Annotated in this window: 13 protein-coding genes; 3 read left to right on the top strand and 10 right to left on the bottom strand. The window is 70.0% G+C overall.

Annotated elements, in window-relative coordinates:
* Positions 1 to 14 precede the first annotated feature (14 nt).
* The gene (locus C1H66_RS05575; RefSeq protein ID WP_102626908.1) at positions 15 to 1,052 is read left to right on the top strand and encodes a glycosyltransferase family protein; all 1,038 of its coding nucleotides are present in this window, start codon (positions 15 to 17) and stop codon (positions 1,050 to 1,052) included.
* A gap of 134 nt (positions 1,053 to 1,186) precedes the next feature.
* Here C1H66_RS05575 and C1H66_RS05570 read toward each other — a convergent pair whose 3' ends face one another.
* The 10 genes from C1H66_RS05570 to C1H66_RS05525 all read right to left on the bottom strand — a co-directional run bounded on the left by C1H66_RS05570 (position 1,187) and on the right by C1H66_RS05525 (position 19,974).
* Entirely contained in the window at positions 1,187 to 2,527 is a 1,341-nt protein-coding gene (locus C1H66_RS05570; protein ID WP_181423406.1) for an aminotransferase class I/II-fold pyridoxal phosphate-dependent enzyme, read from the bottom strand.
* Positions 2,524 to 9,948 (bottom strand): type I polyketide synthase, encoded by a 7,425-nt coding sequence (locus tag C1H66_RS05565; RefSeq protein ID WP_102626907.1) that lies wholly within the window; start codon positions 9,946 to 9,948, stop codon positions 2,524 to 2,526. The genes C1H66_RS05570 and C1H66_RS05565 overlap by 4 nt, the downstream gene beginning before the upstream one ends.
* Complete coding sequence (locus C1H66_RS05560) at positions 9,945 to 11,552, bottom strand: LTA synthase family protein (RefSeq protein ID WP_205738628.1); 1,608 nt, start codon at positions 11,550 to 11,552, stop codon at positions 9,945 to 9,947. Before C1H66_RS05560 ends, C1H66_RS05565 begins: the two co-directional genes overlap by 4 nt.
* A complete protein-coding gene (locus C1H66_RS05555) occupies positions 11,549 to 12,325 on the bottom strand; it encodes an SDR family NAD(P)-dependent oxidoreductase (protein WP_102626906.1) in 777 nt (258 codons plus the stop codon). The genes C1H66_RS05560 and C1H66_RS05555 overlap by 4 nt, the downstream gene beginning before the upstream one ends.
* The gene (locus C1H66_RS05550; RefSeq protein WP_102626905.1) at positions 12,301 to 13,626 is read right to left on the bottom strand and encodes a capsule biosynthesis protein; all 1,326 of its coding nucleotides are present in this window, start codon (positions 13,624 to 13,626) and stop codon (positions 12,301 to 12,303) included. The genes C1H66_RS05555 and C1H66_RS05550 overlap by 25 nt, the downstream gene beginning before the upstream one ends.
* 1 nt (position 13,627) lies before the next feature.
* Positions 13,628 to 15,643 (bottom strand): capsular polysaccharide biosynthesis protein, encoded by a 2,016-nt coding sequence (locus C1H66_RS05545; protein ID WP_102626904.1) that lies wholly within the window; start codon positions 15,641 to 15,643, stop codon positions 13,628 to 13,630.
* Between the two features lie 252 nt (positions 15,644 to 15,895).
* On the bottom strand, positions 15,896 to 17,986 hold the full coding sequence (locus C1H66_RS05540) for a YjbH domain-containing protein (RefSeq protein ID WP_102626903.1): 2,091 nt from the start codon (positions 17,984 to 17,986) through the stop codon (positions 15,896 to 15,898).
* Positions 17,983 to 18,765, bottom strand: coding sequence for a hypothetical protein (locus tag C1H66_RS05535; protein ID WP_102626902.1), 783 nt, complete (start codon positions 18,763 to 18,765; stop codon positions 17,983 to 17,985). Before C1H66_RS05535 ends, C1H66_RS05540 begins: the two co-directional genes overlap by 4 nt.
* Positions 18,766 to 18,793: 28 nt before the next feature.
* Positions 18,794 to 19,531 (bottom strand): YjbF family lipoprotein, encoded by a 738-nt coding sequence (locus tag C1H66_RS05530; RefSeq protein ID WP_102626901.1) that lies wholly within the window; start codon positions 19,529 to 19,531, stop codon positions 18,794 to 18,796.
* Positions 19,531 to 19,974 carry a hypothetical protein gene (locus C1H66_RS05525; RefSeq protein WP_102626900.1) on the bottom strand — a complete coding sequence of 148 codons (444 nt, stop codon included), beginning with the start codon at positions 19,972 to 19,974 and terminating at the stop codon, positions 19,531 to 19,533. The genes C1H66_RS05530 and C1H66_RS05525 overlap by 1 nt, the downstream gene beginning before the upstream one ends.
* Positions 19,975 to 20,739: 765 nt before the next feature.
* Here C1H66_RS05525 and C1H66_RS05520 point away from each other — a divergent pair.
* Together C1H66_RS05520 and C1H66_RS05515 are read left to right on the top strand one after the other, a co-directional pair.
* Positions 20,740 to 21,861: a polysaccharide export protein gene (locus tag C1H66_RS05520; protein WP_479723836.1), complete on the top strand. Its 1,122-nt coding sequence runs from the start codon at positions 20,740 to 20,742 to the stop codon at positions 21,859 to 21,861.
* Positions 21,862 to 21,907: 46 nt separating this feature from the next.
* Complete coding sequence (locus C1H66_RS05515) at positions 21,908 to 24,106, top strand: polysaccharide biosynthesis tyrosine autokinase (RefSeq protein WP_102626899.1); 2,199 nt, start codon at positions 21,908 to 21,910, stop codon at positions 24,104 to 24,106.
* Positions 24,107 to 24,138 lie beyond the last annotated feature (32 nt).

The raw sequence follows: 24,138 nt of genomic DNA, 5'->3' as shown, positions 1-24,138 counted from the left end.
AGCACGGCAAGCCGATGCATGCGCGCTGGGTGGTACTGAGCGACGGGGCCCGACCCACCGAGGACATCTACTTCCTCGCGTCGGCGGCGCCGGCGCTGCAGGCCGAGGGAGCCTGTGTCGAGCGGTCGGTGGCCCGACGGCGGCGCCTGCCGCTGTGGCCGGGAAGCGCTCGGGAACGGCGGCGACTGGCGGGGGCCAGGGTGATCCTGTGTCGCGCCCTGGCCCCCGATTGGCTGCACTGGCTGGAACGCCACCGCACGCGGCTGGCGAGTGTCCACTACCTGATCGACGACGATCTCTCGGCCGCGGCGTCGGATACCAGCCTGCCGGCGGCCTATCGGGCGCGGATGGCCCGCATCGCCAGCCTGCAGCCGCGCCTGCTGGCGGTCGCCGATGAGGTGGTGGCCTGCAGCGAGGCCCTGGCGGGCCGCTTTGCCGGGCGTCATCCGCAGGTGTCGGTGCTCACGCCGCCGCTGTTGGCGCCCTTGTCTGCCCTCCGGCATTTCTCCCGGGCGCCCGGTGCCGAGTCGCCCTGGTGGGTGGGCTTCCACGGGACGCGGGCGCACCTGGCCGATCTACGCCATATTGCCCCGGCGCTGGTGCGGCTGCACCGTGAACGCCGCGACGTCGCCTTCGAGGTGATGCTGGGAGCGCACGCACCGGCCGAGCTCGGCGCCTTGCGGCGCTGTGACACCCCAGCGCCATTGCCATGGTCGCGCTTCCGCGACTATCAGCGGCGGCGCCGGCTTCACATCGGCCTGGCGCCGCTGCTGGATACGCCTTTCAACCGCGGGAAGTCGTTCATCAAGTTCCTGGACATCGCCGCCATGGGCGGAGTGGGCATCTATTCGCGCCGACTTCCCTATACCGGAATCGTCGAGGACGGCGTCAACGGCCTGTTGGCCGATGACTCGCCGGAGGACTGGTACCGTTGCCTGGCCTGGCTGCTCGATCATCCCCGGGAGGCCGCGCGGATGGCCAGGGCGGCGGCCGACACCGCCCGGTGGGTCGGGGACGTCCGATGCGCCGTGGACTTCTGGCGGGCACGTTGAGCCTGCGCTTCGGGCCCCCGTCGGGAGCCCGAAGCGTGCGTGCTGTGAACGGCGCATCGGCGGCCATATCAAGGCGTCGATGATTCTTGCTCAAGGCGTCGATGATTCTTGCTCAAGGCGTCGATGATTCTTGCTCAAGGCGTCGATGATTCTTGCAACGCACCCATGAGCGTATGGAGCGTGGTGTCGACCTGCTGCCGTGTGTGGTCGCAGCCGAGGAAGAAGCGCAGCCGGGCGCTCTTCTCGGGCACGGCCGGATGAAGGATTGGCTGCACGTTGATGCCATCCTCGAGCAGGGCATGGGAGAGACGGGCGGCGAGCGCTGAGTTGCCGACGATGATGGGCACCACGGCCGTGCCGATGCTGTGGCCGGTGTCGAGGCCCAGGGCGCGGGCGCGCTCGAGGAAATAGCGCGAGATCTCGTGCAGCCGCGCCACCCGGTCGGGTTCCCGCTGCATCAGCGTGAGTGCCTCGAGGGCGGGGGCCGCCACCTGGGCGGGCAGGCCGACGCTGTAGAGGAAGCCGGGGGCCAGGTAGCGCAGGGTCTCCACCAGCGCCTGACAGCCGGCGATGTAGCCACCGCAGGCGGCCAGGCTCTTGCTGAGGGTGCCCATCCAGATGTCCACCGCCTCGCTATCCACCTGGAAATGCTCGCGCAGCCCCAGGCCATGCTCGCCGAGCACGCCGAAGGAGTGGGCCTCGTCGACCATCAGCCAGGCCTGATGGCGGCGCTTGATCTCGATAAAACGGGGCAGCTCCGGGACGTCGCCATCCATGCTGTAGAGCCCTTCGATGACGATCAGTACGCGCTCGAACCGGTGGCGGTGGCGAGTCAGCAGGGCATCCAGGGCCTCGCTGTCGTTATGGGGAAAGGCGATGCGCCGGGCGCCGGAGAGCTGGGCGCCCACCAGGGCGCTGTTGTGGATGTATTCGTCGTGCAGGACGAGGTCCTTGGGCCCCAGCAGGTAGCCGAGGGTGGAGACGTTGGTGGCGTGTCCGCTGACGAAGGCCAGGGCATCCTCCGCCCGGTAGGCGTCGGCCAGGGCTCGCTCCAGCTGGCGGTGGATGGGGCGTTCGCCCGCGACCACGCGGCTGGCGGAGACCGAGGTGCCGTAGTGGGCCACGGCGTCGCAGGCGGCGCGGTTGACCCGGGCATCACCGGAGAAGCCCAGGTAGTTGTAGCTGGCGAAGTTGAGGCACTCGCGGCCGCCGATGACCGAGGTGGCACCGGCGTTGCCTTCATGCACCTTGAAGAAGGGGTCCGACAGGCCGAGCCTGCGGGCCCCTTCGCGCATCATGGCGATCTGCTGGTAGCCGGGATGGGCGTCGAAGCGGGTGAAACGCTCGGCTACCCGGGCGGGAGGGGCGCTGTCCCGCTCCCCCTGCGCTGCCTGTGCGGCGGGCGGCGCGGGCCGCTGACGCTTGCGGGTCTGGGCCAGCAGGCGCTGCTTGAGGTCGTCGTGGGAGATGCTCACTGGTGGGCCTCCTCGCTGGGTTCGGTCGTGGCCGCCGCCGCTTCGACACCGTGGCGGGCGGCCAGGGAGGTCAGCTCGCCGTCGTCGGCGTCGGCGCCATCCTGTCGCTGGAGCTTGCCGATCAGCACCCCGGCCAGCTTGTCGAGGGTCGAGGCTTCGCTGAGCACCATCACCGGCACCTGGACGCCCAGGCGTGACTCGATGGCGGTCATCAGTTCCACGCCCATCAGGGAATCGAAGCCCATGTCGTAGACCGAACGGTGCACGTCGATCTTGTCCTCCTCGATCAGCAGGATGCCGGCCAGTTCGGCGCGCAGCAGGTCGGTCACGGCACCATGCAGCTCCTCCGCGGGCAGCTCGGCGAGCAGGGCGGCGAGATCGTCGTTGCCCTCCTCGGCCCGGTCGTCGTCCTCGGCCTGGCGGGCGAGCTCCTGGAAACGGGGGGCTGCCGCGGTGGGCAGGAAGCGGGACAGGGCGCCCCAGTCGAGTTCCAGCACGCCGAGGCTGGGGCCGCCCGATTGGTCGTCGTGATGCATCAGCAACTGCTCCAGCACGCGCAGGGCGTCGTCGGAGTGCAGCGCCGAGCCGCCCAGGCGCTCCTGCAGGGCATCGCGGGTGCGGGTGTTGCGGGCCAGGAAGCCCACATCATCGATGGCGCCCCAGCGCAGGCAGGTGGCCGGCAGGCCCCGGGCACGGCGGCTGGCGGCGAGGGCCTCGAGCCAGTGGTTGGCGGCCACGTAACTGGCCTGGCCGGGGTTGCCGAACAGGGTGGTGGCCGAGGAGTAGAGCACGAAGAAGTCCAGGGCGTCGTCGCGGGTCAGGGCGTCCAGGTGGCGGGCACCCTCGACCTTCGGCGCCAGCACGCGGTGGATGCGTTCGGCGTCCAGGTTGCGGATCAGGCCGTCGTCGATGACGGTGGCGGCGTGCACCACGCCGCGCAGCGGCGGCAGTCGCTCGCGGCACTCGTCGAGCAGACGCTCGAGTGCCGCCCCGTCGGTGATATCACAGGCGACGGCCTCGACCTCGACGCCCTGGGCGCGGAGGGCGGCCACGCCGGCCTGGGCCTCTTCCGAGGCCGCGCCACGGCGGCTCACCAGGATCAGGTGGCGAGCACCACGGCTGGCCAGCCACTGGGCGGTCTTCAGGCCGAAGCCACCCAGGCCGCCGGTGACCAGGTAGCTGGCCCGGGCGGGCAGGCTCAGGGTGTCGCTCGACAGCGGGGCAGGCTGGCGGGCCGGGGCGATCGGCTGTTCGTGGGTGACCACCACCTTGCCGATCTGGCGCGCCTGCTGCATGTAGCGGAAGGCCGCGACCACCTGCTGGGTGCTGAAGGCGGTGTAGGGCAACGGGCGCAGGGTGCCGTCGTGGAACAGCGCCATCATCTCGCCGAACAGCTCGCGGGTCAGCCCGGGCTGCTCCTTCATCAGTTGGTCGGAGTCGATGCCGAAGTAGCTGAGATTGTTGCGGAAGGGCCGCAGGCCGATGTGGGTGTTCTCGTAGAAGTCGCGCTTGCCGAGCTCGAGGAAGCGGCCGAAGGGGCGCAGCGCGCGCAGGTTCTGGTTGATCGCCTCGCCGGCGAGCGAGTTGAGTACCACGTCGACACCGCGCCCGCCGGTCTCCTCGAGGATCTCCTCGGCGAAGGTGAGCGAGCGCGAGTCGTAGAGGCGCTCGATCCCCATCAGCCTCAGGAAATCGCGCTTCTCGTCGGAACCCACGGTGGCGTGGATCTCGGCGCCCAGCCACCGGGCGACCTGGATGGCGGCGATGCCGACCCCGCCGGCGGCGCCGTGGATCAGCACCCTCTCGCCCGGGGCGAGCCGCGCCAGGTGCTTCAGGGCGTAATAGACGGTGAAGAAGGTGGTGGGAATGGTGGCGGCCGCGGCGAAGCTCACGCCCTGGGGAATCGGGGCGATGGCGTCCCGGTGGGCGATCAGCCGGTCGCTGAAGCTGGCGGGGCCGAAGCCCACCACGGCATCGCCCACCGCCAGGCCCTCGGCACCGGGGCCCACGGCCGTGACGATGCCGGAGAACTCCAGCCCCAGGCTGGGACCGGCGAAGCCGTTCTCGATGGCCTCGTCGGAGAGCAGGCCGAGGGTGTACATGACGTCGCGGAAGTTGAGACCGGTGGCTCGCACCTGAACTTCCACCTCGCCGGCCGCCGGTTCGGGCAGCGGGCTCGGGGTCCAGGTCAGGTGGCGCAGCTGGCCGGGTAACGCGAACCCCAAGGTCATGGCACGCCGTGGCGTGGCGTGGGGGGCGTGGGCCCCGGGCGCCGGCAGGGTGCGCAGCCGGGTGGCATGGCGCTGGCCCTGGGCGTCGAGGACGATCTCGGTCTCGGCGTCCGGGGCGGTGAGCTCGTCGACCAGGGCGTCCAGCACGGCATCGTCCAGGACGGCGTCGCCGATGGGCAGGTCGAGCAGGCGAACCGCCTGGGCGGAGGACTCGTTGGCCAGCGAGCGGCCGAAGCCCCACAGGGCGGCATCGGCGGGCACTTCGTGCGCATTCCCCCAGATCCCCGCCACGCCGCGGGTGACCAGCCACAGGCGGGTCTGGTCGCCGAGCCGCTCCAGTTCCTGTGTCCACCGGGCGGCGTGCGCACAGCGCTCGCCACCCTGGCGCAGGTCGACCAGGGCGGTGGCCGGTGGGCTCGCGGCATCGAAGGCCTCGCTCACCCTGGCGGGCAGGCCGCGTGCCTCGAGGGCGGCGGCGAGGCGCTCGGCCAGGCCATGGCTGGTGCCGTCGGCGATCAGTTGGTAGGCGAGCGGTGGGGTCTCGAGCGGCGTCGCGGACTGGCCGGGCAGACGGGCATGCAGCAGATAGGCACCGCGACCTTCCTCCTCGAGCGGGATGGGCTGGAGGTCGGTGGCGCCCAGGGCCTCGAGCTGGGCCATGACGTCGGCCAGCTCGGTGGCGTGCAGGGTGGTACCGCCGTCGTGCAGGCCGGGCGTGGCCAGCAGGGTATCGAGCCAGGCGCTGGGATGCAGGCCCAGCAGCAGGAGCTGAGCACCCGGGGCCAGGCGGGCGGACAGGGTATCGAGCAGGCGGCGGCTGCGCTGGCGATGGCCGAGTTCGAGGCTGACCAGGGCGAGTTGGGCCGGTGTGGCCTGCTCGTCCAGGGCATCGAGGCGTTCGATGTCGATCAGCGGGTGACGCTCCCGGAGCTGCTCGGCCTGGTGCCAGGAGGCATCGTCCACCGCCAGGATGCGGTAGTCGCAGCGGTCGGGGTCGATCAGGTCACAGAGCCGCTCGCCGAGTGCCGGCGCACTGGGACCGGCCTCGATCAGGCCCAGGCGTTGGCCGGCGGGCAGCTCGTCGAGCACCTGACCGAGGGCGTCGCGCAGCCCGCCGGCCAGGGCCTGCCAGCCGGCGTTGCCGAGCAGTTGCCGGTTGAGCAGTGCCAGGCCGTCGACGTCGAGCCCCAGGGTCTCGGCATTGGCATCGCCGGCGAGCAGCGCCGGCAGGTGCAGGCCGAAGCGTCCGAGGCGCTGGATCGGCGCGAAGTAGTCGGGGTAGTCGCTCATCAGCAGCTGCCAGATGGTGGTGGCCTCTACCCCGTCCTCGTCGTCATGCAGGGTCCAGCCCCGTTCGTCGGCGGTGAGGCGTCCGGCGTTGTCGAGCAGGTGCAGCAGCCGGTCGAGCAGCGGCTGGACATCGAACCGGCTACGGGTCAGTTCCCGGTAGCGGGCGTGGCTGAGTCGCTGCCCACCGGCCAGTCGATGCAGGGTCCGGGTCGCGAAGGCTTCGGCCAGGCTGTCGAGCAGCGGGTCGACCTCGCCGGCGAAGCGCCGCCCGGTGAGTCGGCCGAAGTCGTCCAGCAGCCCTGGCAGGGCGGCGTGCAGCGGGCCGAGATCGAGTGCCGCGGGTCGCCGCGGTGCCGGGGTGAGGCGTACGTCCAGGTAGCTGAAGCGCTGGTGGTGCTGGCGCTTGAGCCGCACCGCCTTGAAACGGGTCTCGCTGAGCACCGCCACGGCCTGGCCCTGTTCGTCGTAGAGCTCGAAGTCGGCGGTGAAGGAGTGGGGCGAGCGCTTGCGCATGCGGGCATGGGCCAGTGCGGGCACCCCGCCGCCGGGCCGGAACTGCAGCCGGCCGACGCGTACCGGCACGAAGGCCAGGCCGTCGTCGTGGGGCCCCTGGCGTGCCAGCAGCGGGATGAAGAGCTGGAAGGCGCTGTCGAGGATGCCGGGGTGCAGATGCAGGGCATCGAGGTCGTCACGGATCGCCGCGGGCAGCGCGATCTCGCCGATGACGCTCTCGTCCTCGACCCAGGCATGGACGATGGCCTGGAAGGCGGGGCCGTAGTGGAGCCCGAGCCGCTCGGCCATGCCCAGGTGGTCGGCCAGGGTGACATCGGGCGCCCGCGCGGGGCGGGCGGGGGCCGGGCGGCGCAGCAGGAAGCCGCGGCTCTGGGCCATGAGCCGGGCCACGGCGTTGAGCTGCCAGTCCCCGCCGGAGACCGGCTCGCGGGACCGGATCGTCAGGCGGCCGTCGGCCGGCTCGGCATGCACGCGCACGCGGCGGCCGTTGGCGCCGTCGAGCAGCAGCGGAGCGCGAATCTCCAGCTCCTCGATATCGATCAGCGGGAGCTCCCTGCCATGACGGGCGGCGGCCAGCGCCAGCTCGACGAAGCCGGCGCCGGGGAAGACCGCGCCTTCGCCGACCACATGATCGGCCAGCCAGGGGAGGCGGCCGGTGTCGAGCTGGCTCTCCCAGGCATGGGGCTGCTGCACCAGTCGGTAGCCGAGCAGCGGATGTTCGTAGTAGCGGTCGAGCAGGCCCTGGCCGTCGCTGGTGCCCTTGACCCAGTGGCGCTCGCGCTGCCAGGGGTAGCGTGGCAGCTCGACGAAGCGTCCCTCCACCGGGAACCAGCGTCGCTCGTCCACGGCGATGCCGGAGAGCAGGGCCTGGCCGATTGCCCGGGTGATGCAGCCCTCGGCGGGCTTGGCACGCTCCAGGGTGGGGATCACCAGCCCGTCGCGTTCTCGCTCGCCCAGGGCGTCGGCGAGATAGCGACGCAGGATCGGGTGGGCGCCGATCTCGATGAAGGTGTTGATACCCTCGTCGATCAGCGCCTGGATGGCGGAGGCGAACAGCACCGGCTTGCGGATGTTGTGCCACCAGTACTCGGCCCCCAGCTCGCCGCCGGCAAGCGCCGAGCCGGTCACGGTGGAGACGTAGCGCCGCTGCTCGGCCCCGGGGTGGAGGCCGGCCAGGGCCTCGATCACGCCGGCTTCGATGGGCTCCATGGCCGGGCTATGGAAGGCGTAGTCCAGGGGCAGCCGCGCGGCGAAGGTGCCCCGTTCGCTGAGCGCTCGCTCGAGGCGGCCCAGTGCCTCGGGGTCGCCGGCCAGGGTGACGCCGCGGCAGCTGTTGATGCCGGCCAGGTGGATGCCCCCATGCTCGGGCCGGGCGAGCCATTCGGCGATCTCGTCGGCGCCGAGGGCCACGGCGGTCATCTCGCCCTGGCCGCGGGTCAGGCCCTGATAGTGGCTGCGGTAGTAGATGACCTTGACGGCATCGGCCAGGCTCAGCGCGCCACAGGCCCAGGCCGCGGCCACTTCGCCGACGCTGTGGCCGACCACGGCCTGGGGGTCGATGCCGTGCTCGCGCAGCAGGGCGGTGAGGCCGACCTGGACGGCGAACAGTGCCGGCTGGGCGATCTCGGTACGCGCCAGGCGCCCGTCACCGTTGCGCCCCTCGAGCTCGGCGCGCAGCGAGAAGTCGCCGTGGCGCTGGAAGAGGGCATCGACCTCGTCCACGGCGGCGGCGAAGGCCGGCGCGCTGGTCAGCAGGTCGCGGCCCATGGCCTCCCACTGGCAGCCGTTGCCGGCGTAGACGAAGGCCGGGCCCTGGGCCGCCTCCAGGCGCTGGCCGCGAGCCAGCCCGGCGGGGAGCTCCTCGGCCTCGGGATCGGCGAAGGCGGCGAGGACCCGGGCCGCCTGTTCCTTGCTCTCGGCAAACAGCAGGGCGCCGTCGCGATGGTGGTCGCGGTGCCGGTGGAGCGCATGGGCGATGTCGTAGAGGTCGGCGTCGCCCGCGGTCAGCCAGTCGGCGAGCCGGGCGGCCATGGCCTTGAGGGCCGGCTCGCCGCGGGCCGACAGGCGCAGCGGTAGCGGGCCCGGGGCGTCGGGAGCCGGACACTCGGGCGCCTCGGGAGGGCTCTCGAGAATGACATGGGCGTTGGCGCCGCCGAAGCCGAAGGAGTTGACCCCGATCACCAGGCGCCCCTCGGGCTTGAGGGGCAGGGTCTGGGTGGCCACGCGCAGGTTCCACTCGTCGAGCTTGATGCGCGGGTTGAGCCTGCGCACGCCGATGGTGGCCGGCACCTCGCGGTGGCGCAGGCTGTAGAGCGCCTTGGCCAGCCCGGCCACCCCGGAGGCGCTCTCCAGATGGCCGAGGTTGCTCTTCACCGAGCCGATGGGCAGCGGCTCGCGGCGCTGCTTGGCCAGGGCCTCGCCGATGGCATGGGTCTCGATGGGGTCGCCGACCGGCGTGCCGGTGCCATGGGCCTCCAGGTAGTCGATCTCGTCGGGGGAGATGCCGGCCTGGCGGTAGGCCTTGCGCATCAGCGCGACCTGGGCGCTGGAGTTGGGCACGGTGAGCCCCGACTTGTGGCCATCGGTGTTGACCGCCGAGCCCGCCACCACGGCGAGGATGCGGTCGCCGTCGGCCACCGCCTGGTCGTAGTCCTTGAGCAGGAAGAGCCCGGCCCCCTCGGAGCGGACATAGCCGTCGCCGGCCTCGTCGAAGACCTGACAGCGTCCGGTGGGCGAGAGCATGCTCGCCTTGGTGAAGACGACGAAGCCATAGGGGTGCAGGTGCAGGCTGATGCCACCCGCCAGGGCCATGTCGGTCTCGCCGTTGCGGATCGCCTGGCAGGCCTGGTGGAAGGCCACCAGGGAGGAGGAGCAGGCGGTGTCCAGCGACATGCTCGGCCCGTGCAGGTCGAACACGTAGGAGAGTCGGTTCGCGGCGATGCTCGAGGTGTTGCCGGTGGCCGAGGCGGCATCCAGGGTGCTCAGGTCGTCGGCGACCCGGTAGGCGTAGTCGATACTGGCGATGCCGACGAAGACGCCACACTGGCTGCCACGTAGCCGCGAGGGCGGCACCCCGGCATTCTCCATGGCTTCCCAGGCCAGCTCCAGCAGCAGGCGCTGCTGGGGATCCATGGTGGCGGCCTCGCGCGGCGAGATGCCGAAGAAGGCCGCATCGAAGCCGCTGATGTCCCCCAGGCTGCCGGCGGCGAAGCTGATGCTGGTGCCGGGGTGGCGCTTGTCGGGGTGGCGGTACGCCTCCTGGCTCCAGCGGTCATCGGCGACGCGGGTGACCATATCCTTTCCGGCCTGAAGATCCTGCCAGAACGTTTCAGGCGTCGTGCCGGGAAAACGGTGGGCGGCGCCGATGATGGCAACGCGTCTAGTCATGTCTTGCTCCTGATGTTGCTGGGTCTTCCCTGGGGCTTGCGCTGTTCGTTCCTGGCGGTCCCGGGCCCGTCGCCCGACAGGTGGCGACCGGCCAGCAGCGTGTCCTGCAGCACCGCTCCCAGATCGGCGACCGCCCGCTCGCGGGGCGGTGTCGAGCCGATGGCCTGGGGGGACCAGATGGCGTATCGGGTGTGGCCGGGGGGCATCCCGTGGCGACGGTAGGCCTGCGGCATGATGGGCACATGGTCGCCATACCAGCACAGCAGGCTGGGGCGCGACTGGGCGGCCAGGGTCCGGCGCAGTCGTTCGATCATGCGGTCGGCATTGACCAGGTGGCGCAGGTAGATGGCCAGGTCGTCATGCTCGGCCGAGCGCGCCGCCTGCGGCGTCAACAGCGTGTAGGCCTCGTCGGGCACGGGGCGTTCGAGATGCAGCGGGCCGTGGTTCTCCATGGTGATCACAAAGACGAACAGCGGCCGGTCGTCCTCGCCTTCGAGCAGCCTGCCCACGGTCTCGGCGACGGCCAGGTCGCCGATATATTGGCCATCGCGATCGCTGGGAGCGAAGTCCTTGATGTCCAGGAAACGCTCGAACCCCAGTCGCGGCATGACCCGGTCGCGCAGGTAGAAGCCGGCCGGGTAGGGGTGGACACAGACGGTGCGGTAGCCGAGCCGGCGCAGGTTGGCGACCAGGTTGGGGACCGAGCGGCGTGCCAGCTGGCGATAGGGGTTGAAGCGATGGATGCCGAGCTGCGAGGCGCCGAGGCCGGTGAGAAAGGCGCTCTCGGTACGCACGGTGTTGGCGCCCCAGGCGGGGACGCGCAGGGGGCCATGATGCAGGGCCTCGGCGCACAGGGCATCGAAGTGGGGCAGCAGGTCCGGGCGTACCAGGGGGCACCAGGCGCGGGGGTCGAAGAAGGATTCGTTCTGCACGACCACCAGGTCGGGCAGGCGCCCTCCGGCGGGAGACGGCGGCGGAATGGCGAAGGGCGAGTCCAGCCGCTCGGTGTCCAGCGGCTTCAGCGCCAGGCGGCCATAGGCCCAGAGGGCACCGCACAGGCCGAGCCGCTCGAGGTCGCGCTGAGGCGCCAGGGTGGCGGCGGGCAGGCGGCGCAGGCCGAGCCACAGCAGTGGCAGGGCGAGCAGCAATGGCGTGGCCACGGCCAGCAGGAAGGTGCCGGTGCCCAGGCGGGTGACCAGCGAGGCTTCCAGCCACAGGAAGGCGGCGATGGCTGCGGCCCCGGCACTGCCGGCGGCGATGGCCAGGCCGATGCCGAAGAAGGGCACATAGAGCCGGGGGTGGCGCAGGGCATCGAGGAAGTACTCGAAGTCGTGGCAGATGAAGGGCTCGTTCAGGGTGCGTGACTTGACGTTGCTGGACTGCACCACCACCAGCTGCAGCGCGGCGATGAGGCCGGCGGCGAACCAGGGGCGTTGCAGGACCAGCAGGAACAGGGCAAACAGCGTGAGCCAACTGGCCAGGTGGAGGGCCAGGGTGACGGGGGCCCGCCGCCAGGGCGGGCGCACGGCGGGGCGCAGCAAGGCCTCGATGGCGAAGCTGAGCCCGAGGCCGGCGAGCAGGGGCAGCCAGAGTACCGCGATCATGGCTGGCCTCTCCCGAAGCCGAGCAGTCGCAGCAGGCGCTGAGAGACCGCGGCGGGCAGCACGGCGAGCCACCAGCAGCCATGATGCAGCAGGAGCGGGAAGGCGATGCGGGCCCGGTTGCGCGTCACGCCGCGGCGGATGGCCCGGGCGGCGCGCTCGGGTGACCAGAGCCAGGGCTTGGGGCCGGGCATGGCGTCGCACATGGCGGAGCGCACGTAGCCGGGCATGACCACGCTGACCCCCACACCATGGGGCGCCAGGTGGCCGCGCAGCCCCTCGCCGTAGGCCTTGAGCCCCGCCTTGCTGGCGCTGTAGGCGGGGGTGAGGGGCAGCCCGTGCCAGGCGGCCAGCGAGCTGATGAACACCAGTTGACCGCTGCCGCGTCGCACCATGGGCGGGGCCAGGCGATGCGCCATGGCCAGGGGGGTGCGCAGGTTGATGGCCAGCAGGTCGCTGGTCTCGGGCCAGGGCTCGAGCTCCCCGGCAGCGCCCACATGGGTGTTCTGGCCGGCGTTGGCGATGACGACATCGGGCAGCTGCCGCTCGGCGAGCTCGTCCAGCCAGTCGCCCAGCTGGCGGTCGTCGGTGAGGTCGATGTCGCAGAGCTCGATCCGGGCGCCCCGCGCGCGGCAGGCATCGGCCAGGGGCGCCAGCACCTCCCGGCGACGCCCGTGCAGGACCAGGCGGGTCCCGGGGGCGGCGTATTCCCGCGCCAGGGCGCTGCCGATGGCGCCGGTGGCGCCGGTGATCAGGACGGTACGCGATCTGGCCACGTGACGCTCCTTACTCTCCTGGGCCTCGGCCGTTGGCGGGGACCATCGCTCGATGAGGCATCCGACAGCAGGATTTCCAGCGGCGAGCGCTCCGCCTCGAGGGCGCGCACGGCATTGGTGACGGCCAGGTCGATGCCCGGTCGGCAGTAGAAGCCGCCGTTGAGCTGCACGGTATGCATGAGGGTATGCCGGAAGCAGTCGAAGAGTTCGGCACCGGGGGGCGGCGGGTGCTGCCAGAACTCGTCCAGGTGGCCCTGGAAGGTCAGGCCGGTGAGGTGGTAGATGGGGTCGCTGAGGGCCAGCGTCGGGCGCTGGTGTTCCAGGGAGACGATGCCTACGGTGCTGTTGATGGTGACGGTGCCGGCCGTCCGCTTGAGCAGCACGTTCAGGTCACCCGACTCCAGATAGACGATGCGGCCCTCCAGGCCGTAGTGGCGTTCCAGCCTGGCGACGCTGCGGGCATGGTCGTCCAGTCCGGTGTCGAGGGGGTGGTTCTTGATGCACAGCAGGGCATCGCCCGGGGCGTGAGCGGCGAAGGAGCCCATGACATGGTCCATCACCTCGTGCATGTTGGCGTAGGGCGAGTGGTCGCGGATCTGGGCGTCGCCGTTGAGCTGCAGGGGCAGGACGAAATAGGGGCGACTACCCTCGACCAGCTCCTGGATGCGGCGGGCGTCCCGAGGCTTCCAGAAGCGCAGCTGGGTGAAGCGCTTGAGGTAGCCGGCATATTCCACCGGGGCGATGACCGGGGCGTGATTGCGGTAGTGGGGGTGGAGCAGCGGATTGGCCAGTCCCGCCAGGTGATAGAGCACGTCATGGGTGGCTCGTACCCGGAAGGGCGAGCGGAAGCGCACCGGTTTGGGCAGTGGCGGCAGGCGCCGCCCGACCTCGAGGAACCACTGGGGGTCGCGGGGCAGCAGCGAGTGGCCGTTGACGCCCTCCCGCTCCAGGGTGATCCAGAAGGGGCGGAAGTACCCCTCCTCGAAGACATGGGAACGAATGCCGACCGCCGAGGCCTGTTCGATGGCGGTGCGATGGACGGGGCGTCGGTCGCCGAACACCACCTGGTCGGTGATGGCGTGGCGCTGGCAGAGGTCGGCCAGGAAGGCCGGCAGCGCCGTGAGGCGGCCGCGAAAGGCGTGGACGGGGCCGATGCCGCGCCGCCAGTAGGCCTGATCGCCGGCGTTGTAGTGCACCTTGACGACGCGATGGCCATCGGCGGCGAGCCGAGCGGCGAGGCGTCGGTGGAAGGGCGAGCAGACGCCCTGGAGGAACAGGAAGGAGCGGCGTGGCAGCGTCACGTCAGTGTCTCCCGATGAAGGCGTTGCGGTAGCGGCGGTAGAGGCGTGTCTTCCAGCCGAGGGGCCGGCATCGAGCACGCTCCCTCTCCAGCAGGTCGACGGCGGTTTCGGCGTTGCAGAGCTGCCGCGTGCGCGGGTCCACGTAGACCGGGTAGCGGATCAGGGTCCCGGCCACCAGGGCGTCCAGGGACAGGCGACGCCGGCGTCGTGGACAGTGGCGCTGGTCCCGGGTGAGCCCCCAGCCGGCATAGAACGGGAGGCCGTAGGTGGTGACCTGGCGCCCGCGCAGCAGGGCCTCGAAGCCGGCCAGGGAGCTGATGGTGTGGACCTCGTCGACCTCGTCCAGCAGCGTGGCGATGTCGACCTCGCCGACCTCATGGTCGTAGAGGGCCCGCTCGGCGGGTGACAGGGCGCCCTTGCGGGCCCCGCTGGTCACGTCCGGGTGGGGCTTGTAGAGGATGCAGGCGTCGGGGTTGGCCCGGCGCACGGCGGCCAGCAGGGCCGCGTTGGTACGCACCTCGCCGGCGCCGCGCGCGATCGAGGCGTCGGTCTCCACCTGGCCGGGCACCAGCAGGCGCCGCCGGCCATCGGCCGCCGGCAGGCTGAGGGCGCCGGCCAGGTTGTACTTGGAGAGTCGCAGACGCACCAGACGCTGGCGCAGGGCGGCGGCCCGCTCGAGCAGGTCGTCATCGAAGTCGCCGTGTTCGAGCAGGTGCTCCAGGTCGCTGGGGCGTTCGGGGTCGTAATAGATGCCGCGCCGGTCGAGTACCAGCGACAGCGGGCGGGTCAGGTCGACGCCCAGGCCCACCGAGCGGATGAAGCCGTCCTCCATGCGCCACAGCGCGACGCCGGCCCGTTCGCAGGCAGCATGCAGGGCGTCGTCGACCCCCGGCGACCAGGCCAGCAGGCGCTCGCCTGGGCCTGCCTGGCCGGGGGCCGCGGGGCCGCGCCGGTGCCGGCAGCGGGCGTCGTCGCCGAGGAAGTCGCCGACGAAGCCCCGCTTCCAGCCCGAGAAGCCGCAGGCGACCCAGTGGCCGGCCAGGCGCTCGCGCTGTCCGCGCTGGTCGGCGATCAGGTCGATGGTGGCCTCCAGGGTGCTGGCCTGGCCGGTATAGGGATTGGCATAGCGACAGTAGCGCAGGTAGGCGGCGGCGAAGAGCTGCTCGAGCGAGCGCGTCACGCCGCGCCGGGGACAGGCCTGGCGGTCCTCGGTCAGCCCCCAGCCGGCGAAGAAGGGGAGCCCGTGACAGACCACGCGCTTGCCGGCCAGCAGGGCCTCGAAGCCGAGCTGGCTGGTGACGACGTGAACCGTGTCGACGGCGTCGAACAGCGCCCAGGGGTTGAGATCCTCGGCGATCAGGCGGCAACGCGGGTGGTCGGCATGGGTCAGCAGGTGGCCGCGCTTCTTGCCGGCGATCACGTCCGGATGCACCTTGACCAGGATCTCGGCATCGGGGTGCTCGTGCAGGGCGGCGTCGAGCATCGTCGCGAAGGTGGCGGCATCGGCACCGCCGTGATGGATGGAGGCATCGCCATGGGTCTGGTCGACGACCAGCACCCGGGGGCGCTCGCCGACGGGCAGGGGGCGGTCGGGAGCGTGGTTGTACTTCGACAGGCGATGCCTGGCGAGCAGCGCCATGCAGTGGCGCGCACGGGCGAGCTCCGCGGTGCTGAAGTCGGCATCGCGGATCAGGCATTCGAGGTCGGAGGGGCGCGAGGCATCGTAATAGATGCCGCGGCTGTCCACCACCAGGCTGTGGGGTTGAAAGCCGGTGACGCCGAGCCCCAGGGAGCGCAGGAAGCCGTCCTCCAGGGCGACGTAAGGCAGGCCGCGGCGCCTGGCGAGCCGCCGAGCTCGCCGAGCGGTGGGCTTGCTGCCCCAGCCGAGGACGGCGTCGAGGGTGCCGGGTCGCCCCGGTCCGATCGCGACGATCCGGGAGAATTCCGGCAGGAAGGCCGGAAGCGTGGTCAGGCGGTCGATGCCGCGTGAGGTATAACCTGCGATGTATCCTGCCATCGGCGATTCCCTGGTCGAAGGCTCCGACCATGTTCCATCATGGCCATCATGCAGAAAGGGAGTGAAACGTACGTGATGTGGTCACGCGCTTCAATTCGTATCGTGTCAGCAGCCATATACGCTTGTGTGCGAATGGCGACACGAAAAACTCCCGGTTCGAGGCCGGGAAGGTGGCGAAACTCGCACTCGGCGTGGGAACGCCGATCGCCGGCGCCCCGTCATCCCCTACCCGATCGTTCCCGTCGGATGTGCCTAGCGCATGGCGTCGTCGTAATCCCGCCAGTAGCGGCCCATCTGGCGCTCCCCGGTCAGCTCGTGGAGCTCGAAGCGCCTGGCCAGGCGGGCGCCGCCGTCACGGGTGAGCGGCTGCCACGCCAGCCGGGCACGCTGGCGGGTCGAGTGCACGAAGAAGGCATCCAGCGGCAGTGACAGGTAGAGCCCCTTGTCGAAGCTGCCTTCGCCGAAATCGCTGCCGGCATCGGTGATGGTGGTCCAGCCCCCCAGCCGCACCCCGGAGTCGAACTCCCGCGACAGGTCGACGGTGACGCCGAGGTCGCCGGCCAGGTAGCGGCCCACGCTGACCTTGGCCAGGACATCCTCGAACCCGGTCCGCCAGTAGCCGGTGAGGTGGCCGGTCCAGGTGCTGTAGTCGCGCAGCGCCAGGCGCTGGTCGAAGTCGCGCTGCTTGACCCAGTTGACGTCCAGCCCCACCGCCACATCGCCGTTGAAGGGGCGGTAGAGCACCTCGCCACCGACCCCCGCGAACATGGTCTCGAGCAGGCCGCCATAGCCGATGGCGTACCAGTCGCTGCCGAGGCGGGCGGTGTGGCTGTACTGCAGGTTGCTGATGCCGAGGTCGGTCTCGGCCAGGTAGTCGCCGATATGGGTCCGCACCCGTGGCAGTTGCGAGTCGGCAAGGTAGCGGTAGTTGTCGAGGTTGTCGGCCAGGGTGTAGGCCAGGGTGGCGGAGAACCAGTTGCCGGCGCCCAGGCGGTACTCGCTGTCCAGGTTGGCGGAGAGGCGATAGAGGTAGCCATCGGGGCCGCCGAAGTTCTGTTCGAGCACCGGGCCCAGGCTGTAGCCGAAGCGGCGCGGGTCGTTCTCGTGGAGAATCCGGCCCTGGGCCGGCCGGAGGGCGCCGTGGGCATAGATGCCGTGGCGGTGGTCCACGGCGTCTTCGGCCGAGGCGACCGCCGCCACCAGGGCGTTGCGCTCATGCACGCTCTCGCGCAACGCCAGCCCCCGCTCCTGCCAGCGAAAGCGGAAGGTCTCCACCTCGCTGGCCAGCTGGTTGTGCAGTATCCGTCCGGCACGCTGCTCGCTCTGGGCCAGCGACGGATAGCGCGCCGGTTCGCCCTCGACGATCACCGCGTTACCGTCCTGGCGCAGCCGATGGACGTCGATGCCGGCGTTGTCGGCGAGTGCGCGACTCAGCGCCTGCCAGTCCCGGGTGTGCTCGGCGGGGGCCGGGCCCAGCGCGGCCGGCGGCGGATCGCGCTTGGCCTGGGAGAGGGTCGCCAGGTTGGTGGAGAGCGAGATGCCGAGCATGGCGGTATTGCCGCGTTGCCAGCCGGCCCTGAGCTCGATGCCATCGGTCAGTCGATAGCGCGCACCGAGGTTGATCCTCGAATCCTGGCGCTGGTCGTTGCGCTGGGGTTCCCGCTGATAGTCGTTGCCCTCGAGCTCGAGCTGCAGGACCAGGGGGGGCCAGGGCGTCCGGTACTCGATGCCCCCGAACACGGCCGCCGGTCCGCTGAACAGGCTGCCCAGGTTGAGGGTGCCGCCGTCGTCACCCGGGCTGAAGCCCGAGCGGCGATCGAAGCGATCGTCAAGCCGTGCCAGGGGGTTGGCGACATCGTCCTGGTTGCCCAGATAGCCCCAGCCGATCCCCAGGCTGACATCGACGTCGTGCCAGCGCTTGCTCGCCACCAGGTACTCGGCGCCGAACAGGCCGGTGCCCCCCATGTCGCGTACCCCCACGGCGAGCTGGGGCCAGCGGCGGTTCTCCTCGCGCAGGCGCAGTTTCACGTCGATGCCCTTGTCCAGGTTGTTGCGATCCTCCGTCGCCGCCAGGTACTGGCGGTTCTCGACCTCCACGTAGCGGAAGCCGGCCTCCAGCCACTCGGCCGGCTGGAAGAAGAGGTTGTAGCGTCGATAGGGGGCGGTGCGCGAGAAGGAGAAGGCGAAGTCGCCCAGGGGGGCCATGCGTGCCGTGGGCGTCTGCATCAGGCCGATGCCGCCGAAGTCGCCCTGGCCCAGATCGGCCTGGGCGGTGGTCGCCGCCAGGCCGACCGCCAGGGCCAGCGGTGAACGCAGCAGGCGGCGCCGTTGGAGTCCATTCATGGGGTCTGGCCGAAATCCGTATCGGTGAAGTCGAAGATGTCACAGCTCACGCCAGGCAGCCGCGAGGCGAGAAAGCCCGGCAGGGTGCGGTTCACCCAGTCGGCTTCCCGACTATCGCCGGGGAGCAGCAGGACGATCCGGCTGCCTGGCACCAGGGGGCTCTCCTCGCCGTTCCAGGCCGCGATGCCCAGCCGCCGAGGCGGACTCTGGGGGCCGACGACCCAGGCCTCGTCGGCGGCCCGCCAGTGCGCCTCGGGCCGCTCCCGCAGCGCCTGCCGCAGGGTCATGTCGGGCGTCCAGGGGCGGCGGGCGACGCCGCCGAAGGTCCACAGCTCTACCCAGTCGGGCGGCTCGCACTGGCCGGCAGTGCTGAGCGCCGATACCCGTGGATCGTGGCGTGGCGCGGCGAGCAGGGCGGCCAGGTCGGCCCGTGCCGGGGTGCGGCTGCCCTCCCGGAACAGCTCGTCGATCGTCGTCCGCCAGTCGGCCAGGGCCCGCACCACCGCTGGCCGACCATCGAGCCTCTCGAGGGTGGCCAGGGTGGCGAGCTCCTCCTGGAGCCTCAGGGCCTGGCGTCGCTGAGGCGCGAGATGCTCCCGGCGGAGATAGTAGGCGAAGGCCGGATGATCGGGCTGGGTACCGCGGGACAGCCAGTACTCCGAAAGGCGGGGTGAATCGCTCGAGGCACTCGGTGGCAGGCCGAGCAGCAGGGCCGCCAGCGCCAGGCGGCGGGCTAGGCCGGCCGGCGAGCGATGGCGGAAGGTTTCTTTCTCCAGCATGGTGGCGTCTCGTGGCGGCGGCCAAGGGTCACTCCGGTGTCTCTCCGGAGCCGGCATGTGAGGTGGCGGCGTCCTCTGCATCGGTCCACCAGGGGCGCGCCACCTGCCAGCGAAGCCGCTGCCCGCCGGGCCAGGCGGTGACGTCACCGGCCCAGATGCGCCGGCTGACCGGGTCGCGCCAGAGCCGGTTGACGGTGCGGCCGCCGTTCTGCCAGCTCAGGCGCTCGGTGCAGCGCTCGAGGGCGAGGGTCGTCAACGGCAGTGCCAGTGGGCGGGGGGCATCACACTCCAGGCTGGCGTTGGCCGTGGCCAGGTGTTCCGTGCCGTCACCATCCCGCCAGTGAGCATGCAGGCGATAGCGCCCGGCGTCGCCGGTGGCGTCGCGCCACTGGCCGAGCAGGGCGGCATCGAAGCCGGCGCTGGTCATGGGCAGGCCATCCCGCAGGTGGAGGGTGGCGCGGTCACCGGCCTGCCAGTAGGTGTCGCGTCCGTTGTCGCCGCTGCGGTGGGCCATGACCATCAGGGCTTCGTTGCCTTCACTGGTCGCGACCAGCGATGCATAGGGCAGGGCCTCGGCGCGTTCGGCCGCGTCACCGGTGCGCCAGGGGGCGACCAGGGACTCGCCCATGGGCGACAGTCCCCCGCCCTGAACACAGCCGGTCAGCCCGAGACCCAGGGCGAGTGGCAGGCAATGACACGCCAGGGCCGCCTTGCGGCGGCCCTGGCGTTGCAGGCGCCGTCGGTAGCGCCGTGTGTCGTGGTCCATCAGCGGGTGCCGGTCCCCGTCCCCGTCCCCGTCCCCGTCCCCGTGCCCGTCCCCGTCCCCGTCCCACCGGTGGCGCCCGTCACGACGCCGATGCCCACGGCCCCCTTGTCGATGGCGCCGGCAATGGCGTCACCGGAGTTGCCGGGGGCGTCGCCCGAGGCGCCACCGCCGGCGGTCACGCCGCCTCCCGCGACTGCGCCGGGGGCCGGGGTATTGCCCGAGTTGCCGGGCGCCCCGGGAGTCTGGGGGTTGCCGACGCCCAGGTTGGCGTTGGCAGAAGCGCCGGCATCGACCGATGCGCCACTGCCGAGGTCGGCACTGCCCGCTGCATTGGCCTGGCCGGTGCTCGAGGCCTGCTGGGCGAGGGCGAGCGGCGACAGCATCATCAGTGCGATTCCCGCCACGGCGACGGCTCTTCTCGAGGGAGTCAAGGGGTGGATCATGGGGTCGTTCTCCTGTGGTTGGGCCGCAAAGGCTCCGGGCTGCAGCTCGTCGGAGCCGGTCCGGAACGGCACATGCATGGGCACGCTGTCGCGATTCGCCCCGCTGAAGGCGCCGTGCTCATGGCCAAGCGCTCAATTCGTCTCGGAAGAAGGATGTAATACACGACTCATTGAGAAGGAGAAAGAAACCAATAATTGCCTAGTTATTCATTTTGTAAACAAGGGTAATAAATTGAAAAATTGAAAACATTAGGGATGACATGTAGTCAAAAGAGATTATGCTTTCTTCGTTCCATTGATGGCATCCAAGGATCCGGAAGCCCTCGTCGGACTCTCTACCTGATCGGTCATTCATCGCCATTCGGCTTCTTGCGCCAGAGTGTCGGTACGCTGCTGCCCGCTGGCGACCCAGGCTTCAGGGATGGTCTGATAACTCTGTGGCGGTAGCGTGCCCGAGGCCAGGCCAGGTGCCGTGCCTCCGGCCTCCCGAGTCGCTCCAAGGGTACCGAAGCCGTCTCGGGTTGCCGCTCGCAAGGGGTGTGCACTTTTTGCGACAAGATCGATTTGGATTGTCGCCATGTGGCTACTTTAAGTGTGTTTGAAAGCGACAGTTTCGAAAAATTTAATATTGTTAATTGGTGTATTTTTTTTGAAATGATAGTGTCATCGGGACGAGAAGAGGATGTTGTTACCGCTGAGGTCGCATCGGCATCAGGGAAGGTAATGATAACGGCTTGAGTGAGAAGCGTAATGACGCCCAATCGGATGCGCCGGATGATGGCCGGAGCAGTACTGGCCTCCGGCCTGATCGTCCTGCAGGGTTGCGCCTTCGCGCCCGGCGGGCATGTCGACTACCGCACGGAAGCGGCGCCTATCGATGACCTGGTGGATGTCGAACCCATCACCTTCGGGCTGGTGCGCGCCCTGCAGCGTGACGGCATCGACCCGGACGAGGTCGGCCGAGTCAGCGAGTCGCTGCGCGGCGCCATCGGTGCCTACGACTACCGGATCGGCAAGGGCGATGTGCTGAGCATCATCGTCTACGATCACCCGGAGCTGACGATCCCCGCGGGCAGCGAGCGCAGTGCCGCGGAGTCGGGCAACATCGTGCACAGCGACGGCTCCATCTTCTATCCCTACATCGGCCGCATCGATGCCCTTGGCCTGACCGTCGCCGAGGTGCGGGACATCATCACCCGGGGGCTCGAGCCCTATGTGGCCATGCCCCAGGTCGAGGTGCGGGTCGCCGAATTCAACTCCCAGAAGGTCAACGTCACCGGCGCGGTGGCCGAGCCGGGGCCGATGCCGATTCGCAATGTGCCGCTGACCGTACTGGACGCGATCAATCTGGCGGGCGGGCCGACCGAGGAGGCCAACTGGCACGAGGTGATCCTGACCCGGGAGGGAGAGGAGATCCGGCTCTCGCTGCACGACATGCTCAACAACGGCCGACTGTCCCAGAACCGGCTGCTGCGGCACGGTGACCTGTTGCATGTCCGTGACAACGCCAATCAGAAGGTCTACGTGATGGGCGAGGTGCGCGATGCCCGGAGCCTGCCGATGGGGGGCAGCCGCCTGACCCTGACCGATGCCCTGTCGGAAGCCGGCGGCATCAACGAGGGCAGCGCCAGCGCTTCCGGGATCTTCGTCATCCGTCGGGCCTCGCCGGAGAGCGACAAGCTGGCCACCGTCTATCAGCTCGATGCGCGCAACGCCACGGCCCTGATGCTCGGCACCGAGTTCGAGCTGCAGCCCACCGACGTGATCTACGTCACCACCACGCCACTGGGCCGTTGGAACCGCGTGATTCGCCAGCTGCTGCCCACGGTCAGCAGCCTCTATCAGACCACCCGGATGGGCAGCGAGCTCGATGGGTTCCGGGAGTGACCGGAGCCGAGGCGGCGTCATCGATCCATCCGTTCAGGACTCTTCCATGGCGAAAGACATCAAGATGGGCTCACGCCCTGCCCACGACGATATCGATCTGGGGCGATTGTTCGGTGTGCTGCTGGACAGCAAGTGGCTGATCGTTGCCGTCACCGCCCTGTGCGCGTTGGCGGCCATCATCCACGTGCAATTGATCACGCCGATCTTCCGTGCCGATGCGCTGGTCCAGGTGGAGGGCAAGACCGGGCTCAGCAATCCGCTGGCCGAGGTGCGTTCCATCCTCGGCGAGGAACCCAAGACCGAAGCCGAGCTGGAGATCCTGCGCTCGCGCATGGTGCTGGGCAAGGCGGTGGACCAGGAGCGGCTCGATATCGTGGTGATCCCGACCCGTCTGGCCATGGTCGGCAACTTCCTGGTGCGCCGGGGGATGGAGCGCCCCGGCTTTGCCAGGCGCAGCGTCTGGGCCGGCGAGTACCTCAATGTCGGTGATTTCCAGGTCGACCCGGAGTGGCTCGGCCGCGCCTTCCGCCTGGTGGCTGCCGAGCCGGATCGCTATCGCCTCTACCACGATGACGAACTGCTCGGCATCGGGCGCGTCGGCGAGAACGAGTCCTTCCTCGATGGCCAGGTGACGCTGCGTGTGGCCGAGCTGGAAGCCGGCGAGGGCGCAGAGTTCACCCTCGTCAGGCGCACCCGCCTGGCGGCGATCAACGATCTGCGCTCGCGTTTCAGCGTCGGTCAGCGCGGCCGCGACAGCGGGGTCTTCAACATGACCCTGACCGACGAGGATCCGGAGCGCGCCCGGCGTACCCTCAGCGTGATCGCTCGGATCTACCTGACCCAGAACGTCGAGCGCCAGAGCGCCGAGGCGGAGCAGAGCCTCGAGTTTCTCGAGGAGCAGGTGCCCCAGGTGCGCAGCGAACTCGCCACCGCCGAGGACGCCCTCAATGCCTACCGCATGGAGCATGACAGCGTCGATCTGTCGCTGGAGACCCAGTCGGTGCTCAACCAGTTGGTCGAACTGGAGGCCCAGCTCAGCGAGCTGGAGATGGAGTTGGCGGAGATCCGCCGACGCTACAACGGTGCGCATCCGACCTATGCGGCACTGATGGAGAAGCGCGAGAACCTGGAGCGGAGCCGCGAACGGCTCAACGAGCAGATCCATGCGTTGCCCGAGACCCAGCAGCAGGTCCTGCGCATGTCCCGGGACGTGGAGGTGACCCAGCAGGTCTACGTACAGCTGCTCAACAAGATCCAGGAGATGAGCATCACCAAGGCCAGTACCGTGGGCAATGTGCGCATCCTCGACGACGCCGTGGCCCAGCCGGGGCCGGTGGAGCCACGCAAGGCGGTCACGGTGGCGCTCTTCACCCTGATCGGTGGCTTCCTGTCGGTGGCCTTCGTGCTGGTACGCAGCATCTTCAATCGGGGGGTGGAGAGCGCCGAGCAGCTCGAGGAGCTGGGGCTGCCGGTCTATGCCACCGTGCCGCTCTCCGAGGACCAGCAGAGGCTGGTGCGCCGCTTCAAGCGGCGGAACCAGAAGCGTGGCCGCGAGGTGGCCTGCGGCGTGCTGGCCCAGAACTCCCCCGACGACACCTCGGTCGAGGCCCTGCGGGGCCTGCGTACCAGCCTGCACTTCGCCATGCTCGAGGCACCGAACAATCGGCTGATGATCACCGGCCCCAGCCCGAACATTGGCAAGAGCTTCATCAGCGTCAACCTCGGCGCGGTGATCGCTCAGGGTGGGCAGCGCGTGCTGGTGCTGGATGCCGACATGCGCAAGGGGCACGTGCACAGTGCCTTCAACGCCGCGAGCGAGGGCGGGCTCTCCGAGGTGCTGGCCGGCAAATGCGAGCCCGCTGAGGTCATCCGGCCATCGCCGATCAACGGCCTGAGCTATGTGGCCCGTGGCAAGGCACCGCCCAATCCGGCGGAGCTGCTGATGAGCGATCGCTTCGGCCGCCTGCTCGACACCCTCGGCGAGGCCTACGACCTGGTGATCATCGACACCCCGCCGATCCTGGCGGTGACCGACGCCGCCGTGATCGGCCACCAGAGCGGTACCACCCTGCTGGTCGCGCGCTTCGGCCTCAATCCGCCGCGGGAGATCGACGTGGCGATCCGCCGCCTCGAGGGCAGTGGGGTCGAGGTGAAGGGCGGCATCCTCAACGCCATCGAGCGCAAGGCGGCTACCAGTTACGGCTATGGCTACTACCACTACGCCTACAAGACCACCAACGGCTAGGCCTGCAGGCACGGTGGCCGATTCCCGGGTTG

This window comes from Halomonas heilongjiangensis (assembly GCF_002879645.1).
Lineage (GTDB): Bacteria > Pseudomonadota > Gammaproteobacteria > Pseudomonadales > Halomonadaceae > Halomonas > Halomonas heilongjiangensis.
This window is presented reverse-complemented; position numbering and strand designations above follow the sequence as displayed.

Bases quoted from the DNA above. Each gene is read 5' to 3' on its own strand.
- C1H66_RS05575 (WP_102626908.1), top strand. From the start codon at position 15: ATGCATGCGCGCTGGGTGGTACTGAGCGACGGGGCCCGACCCACCGAG.
- C1H66_RS05565 (WP_102626907.1), bottom strand. From the start codon at position 9,948: ATGACTAGACGCGTTGCCATCATCGGCGCCGCCCACCGTTTTCCCGGC.
- C1H66_RS05560 (WP_205738628.1), bottom strand. From the start codon at position 11,552: ATGATCGCGGTACTCTGGCTGCCCCTGCTCGCCGGCCTCGGGCTCAGC.
- C1H66_RS05545 (WP_102626904.1), bottom strand. From the start codon at position 15,643: ATGGCAGGATACATCGCAGGTTATACCTCACGCGGCATCGACCGCCTG.
- C1H66_RS05540 (WP_102626903.1), bottom strand. From the start codon at position 17,986: ATGAATGGACTCCAACGGCGCCGCCTGCTGCGTTCACCGCTGGCCCTG.
- C1H66_RS05535 (WP_102626902.1), bottom strand. From the start codon at position 18,765: ATGCTGGAGAAAGAAACCTTCCGCCATCGCTCGCCGGCCGGCCTAGCC.
- C1H66_RS05530 (WP_102626901.1), bottom strand. From the start codon at position 19,531: ATGGACCACGACACACGGCGCTACCGACGGCGCCTGCAACGCCAGGGC.
- C1H66_RS05525 (WP_102626900.1), bottom strand. From the start codon at position 19,974: ATGATCCACCCCTTGACTCCCTCGAGAAGAGCCGTCGCCGTGGCGGGA.
- C1H66_RS05520 (WP_479723836.1), top strand. From the start codon at position 20,740: ATGCGCCGGATGATGGCCGGAGCAGTACTGGCCTCCGGCCTGATCGTC.
- C1H66_RS05515 (WP_102626899.1), top strand. From the start codon at position 21,908: ATGGCGAAAGACATCAAGATGGGCTCACGCCCTGCCCACGACGATATC.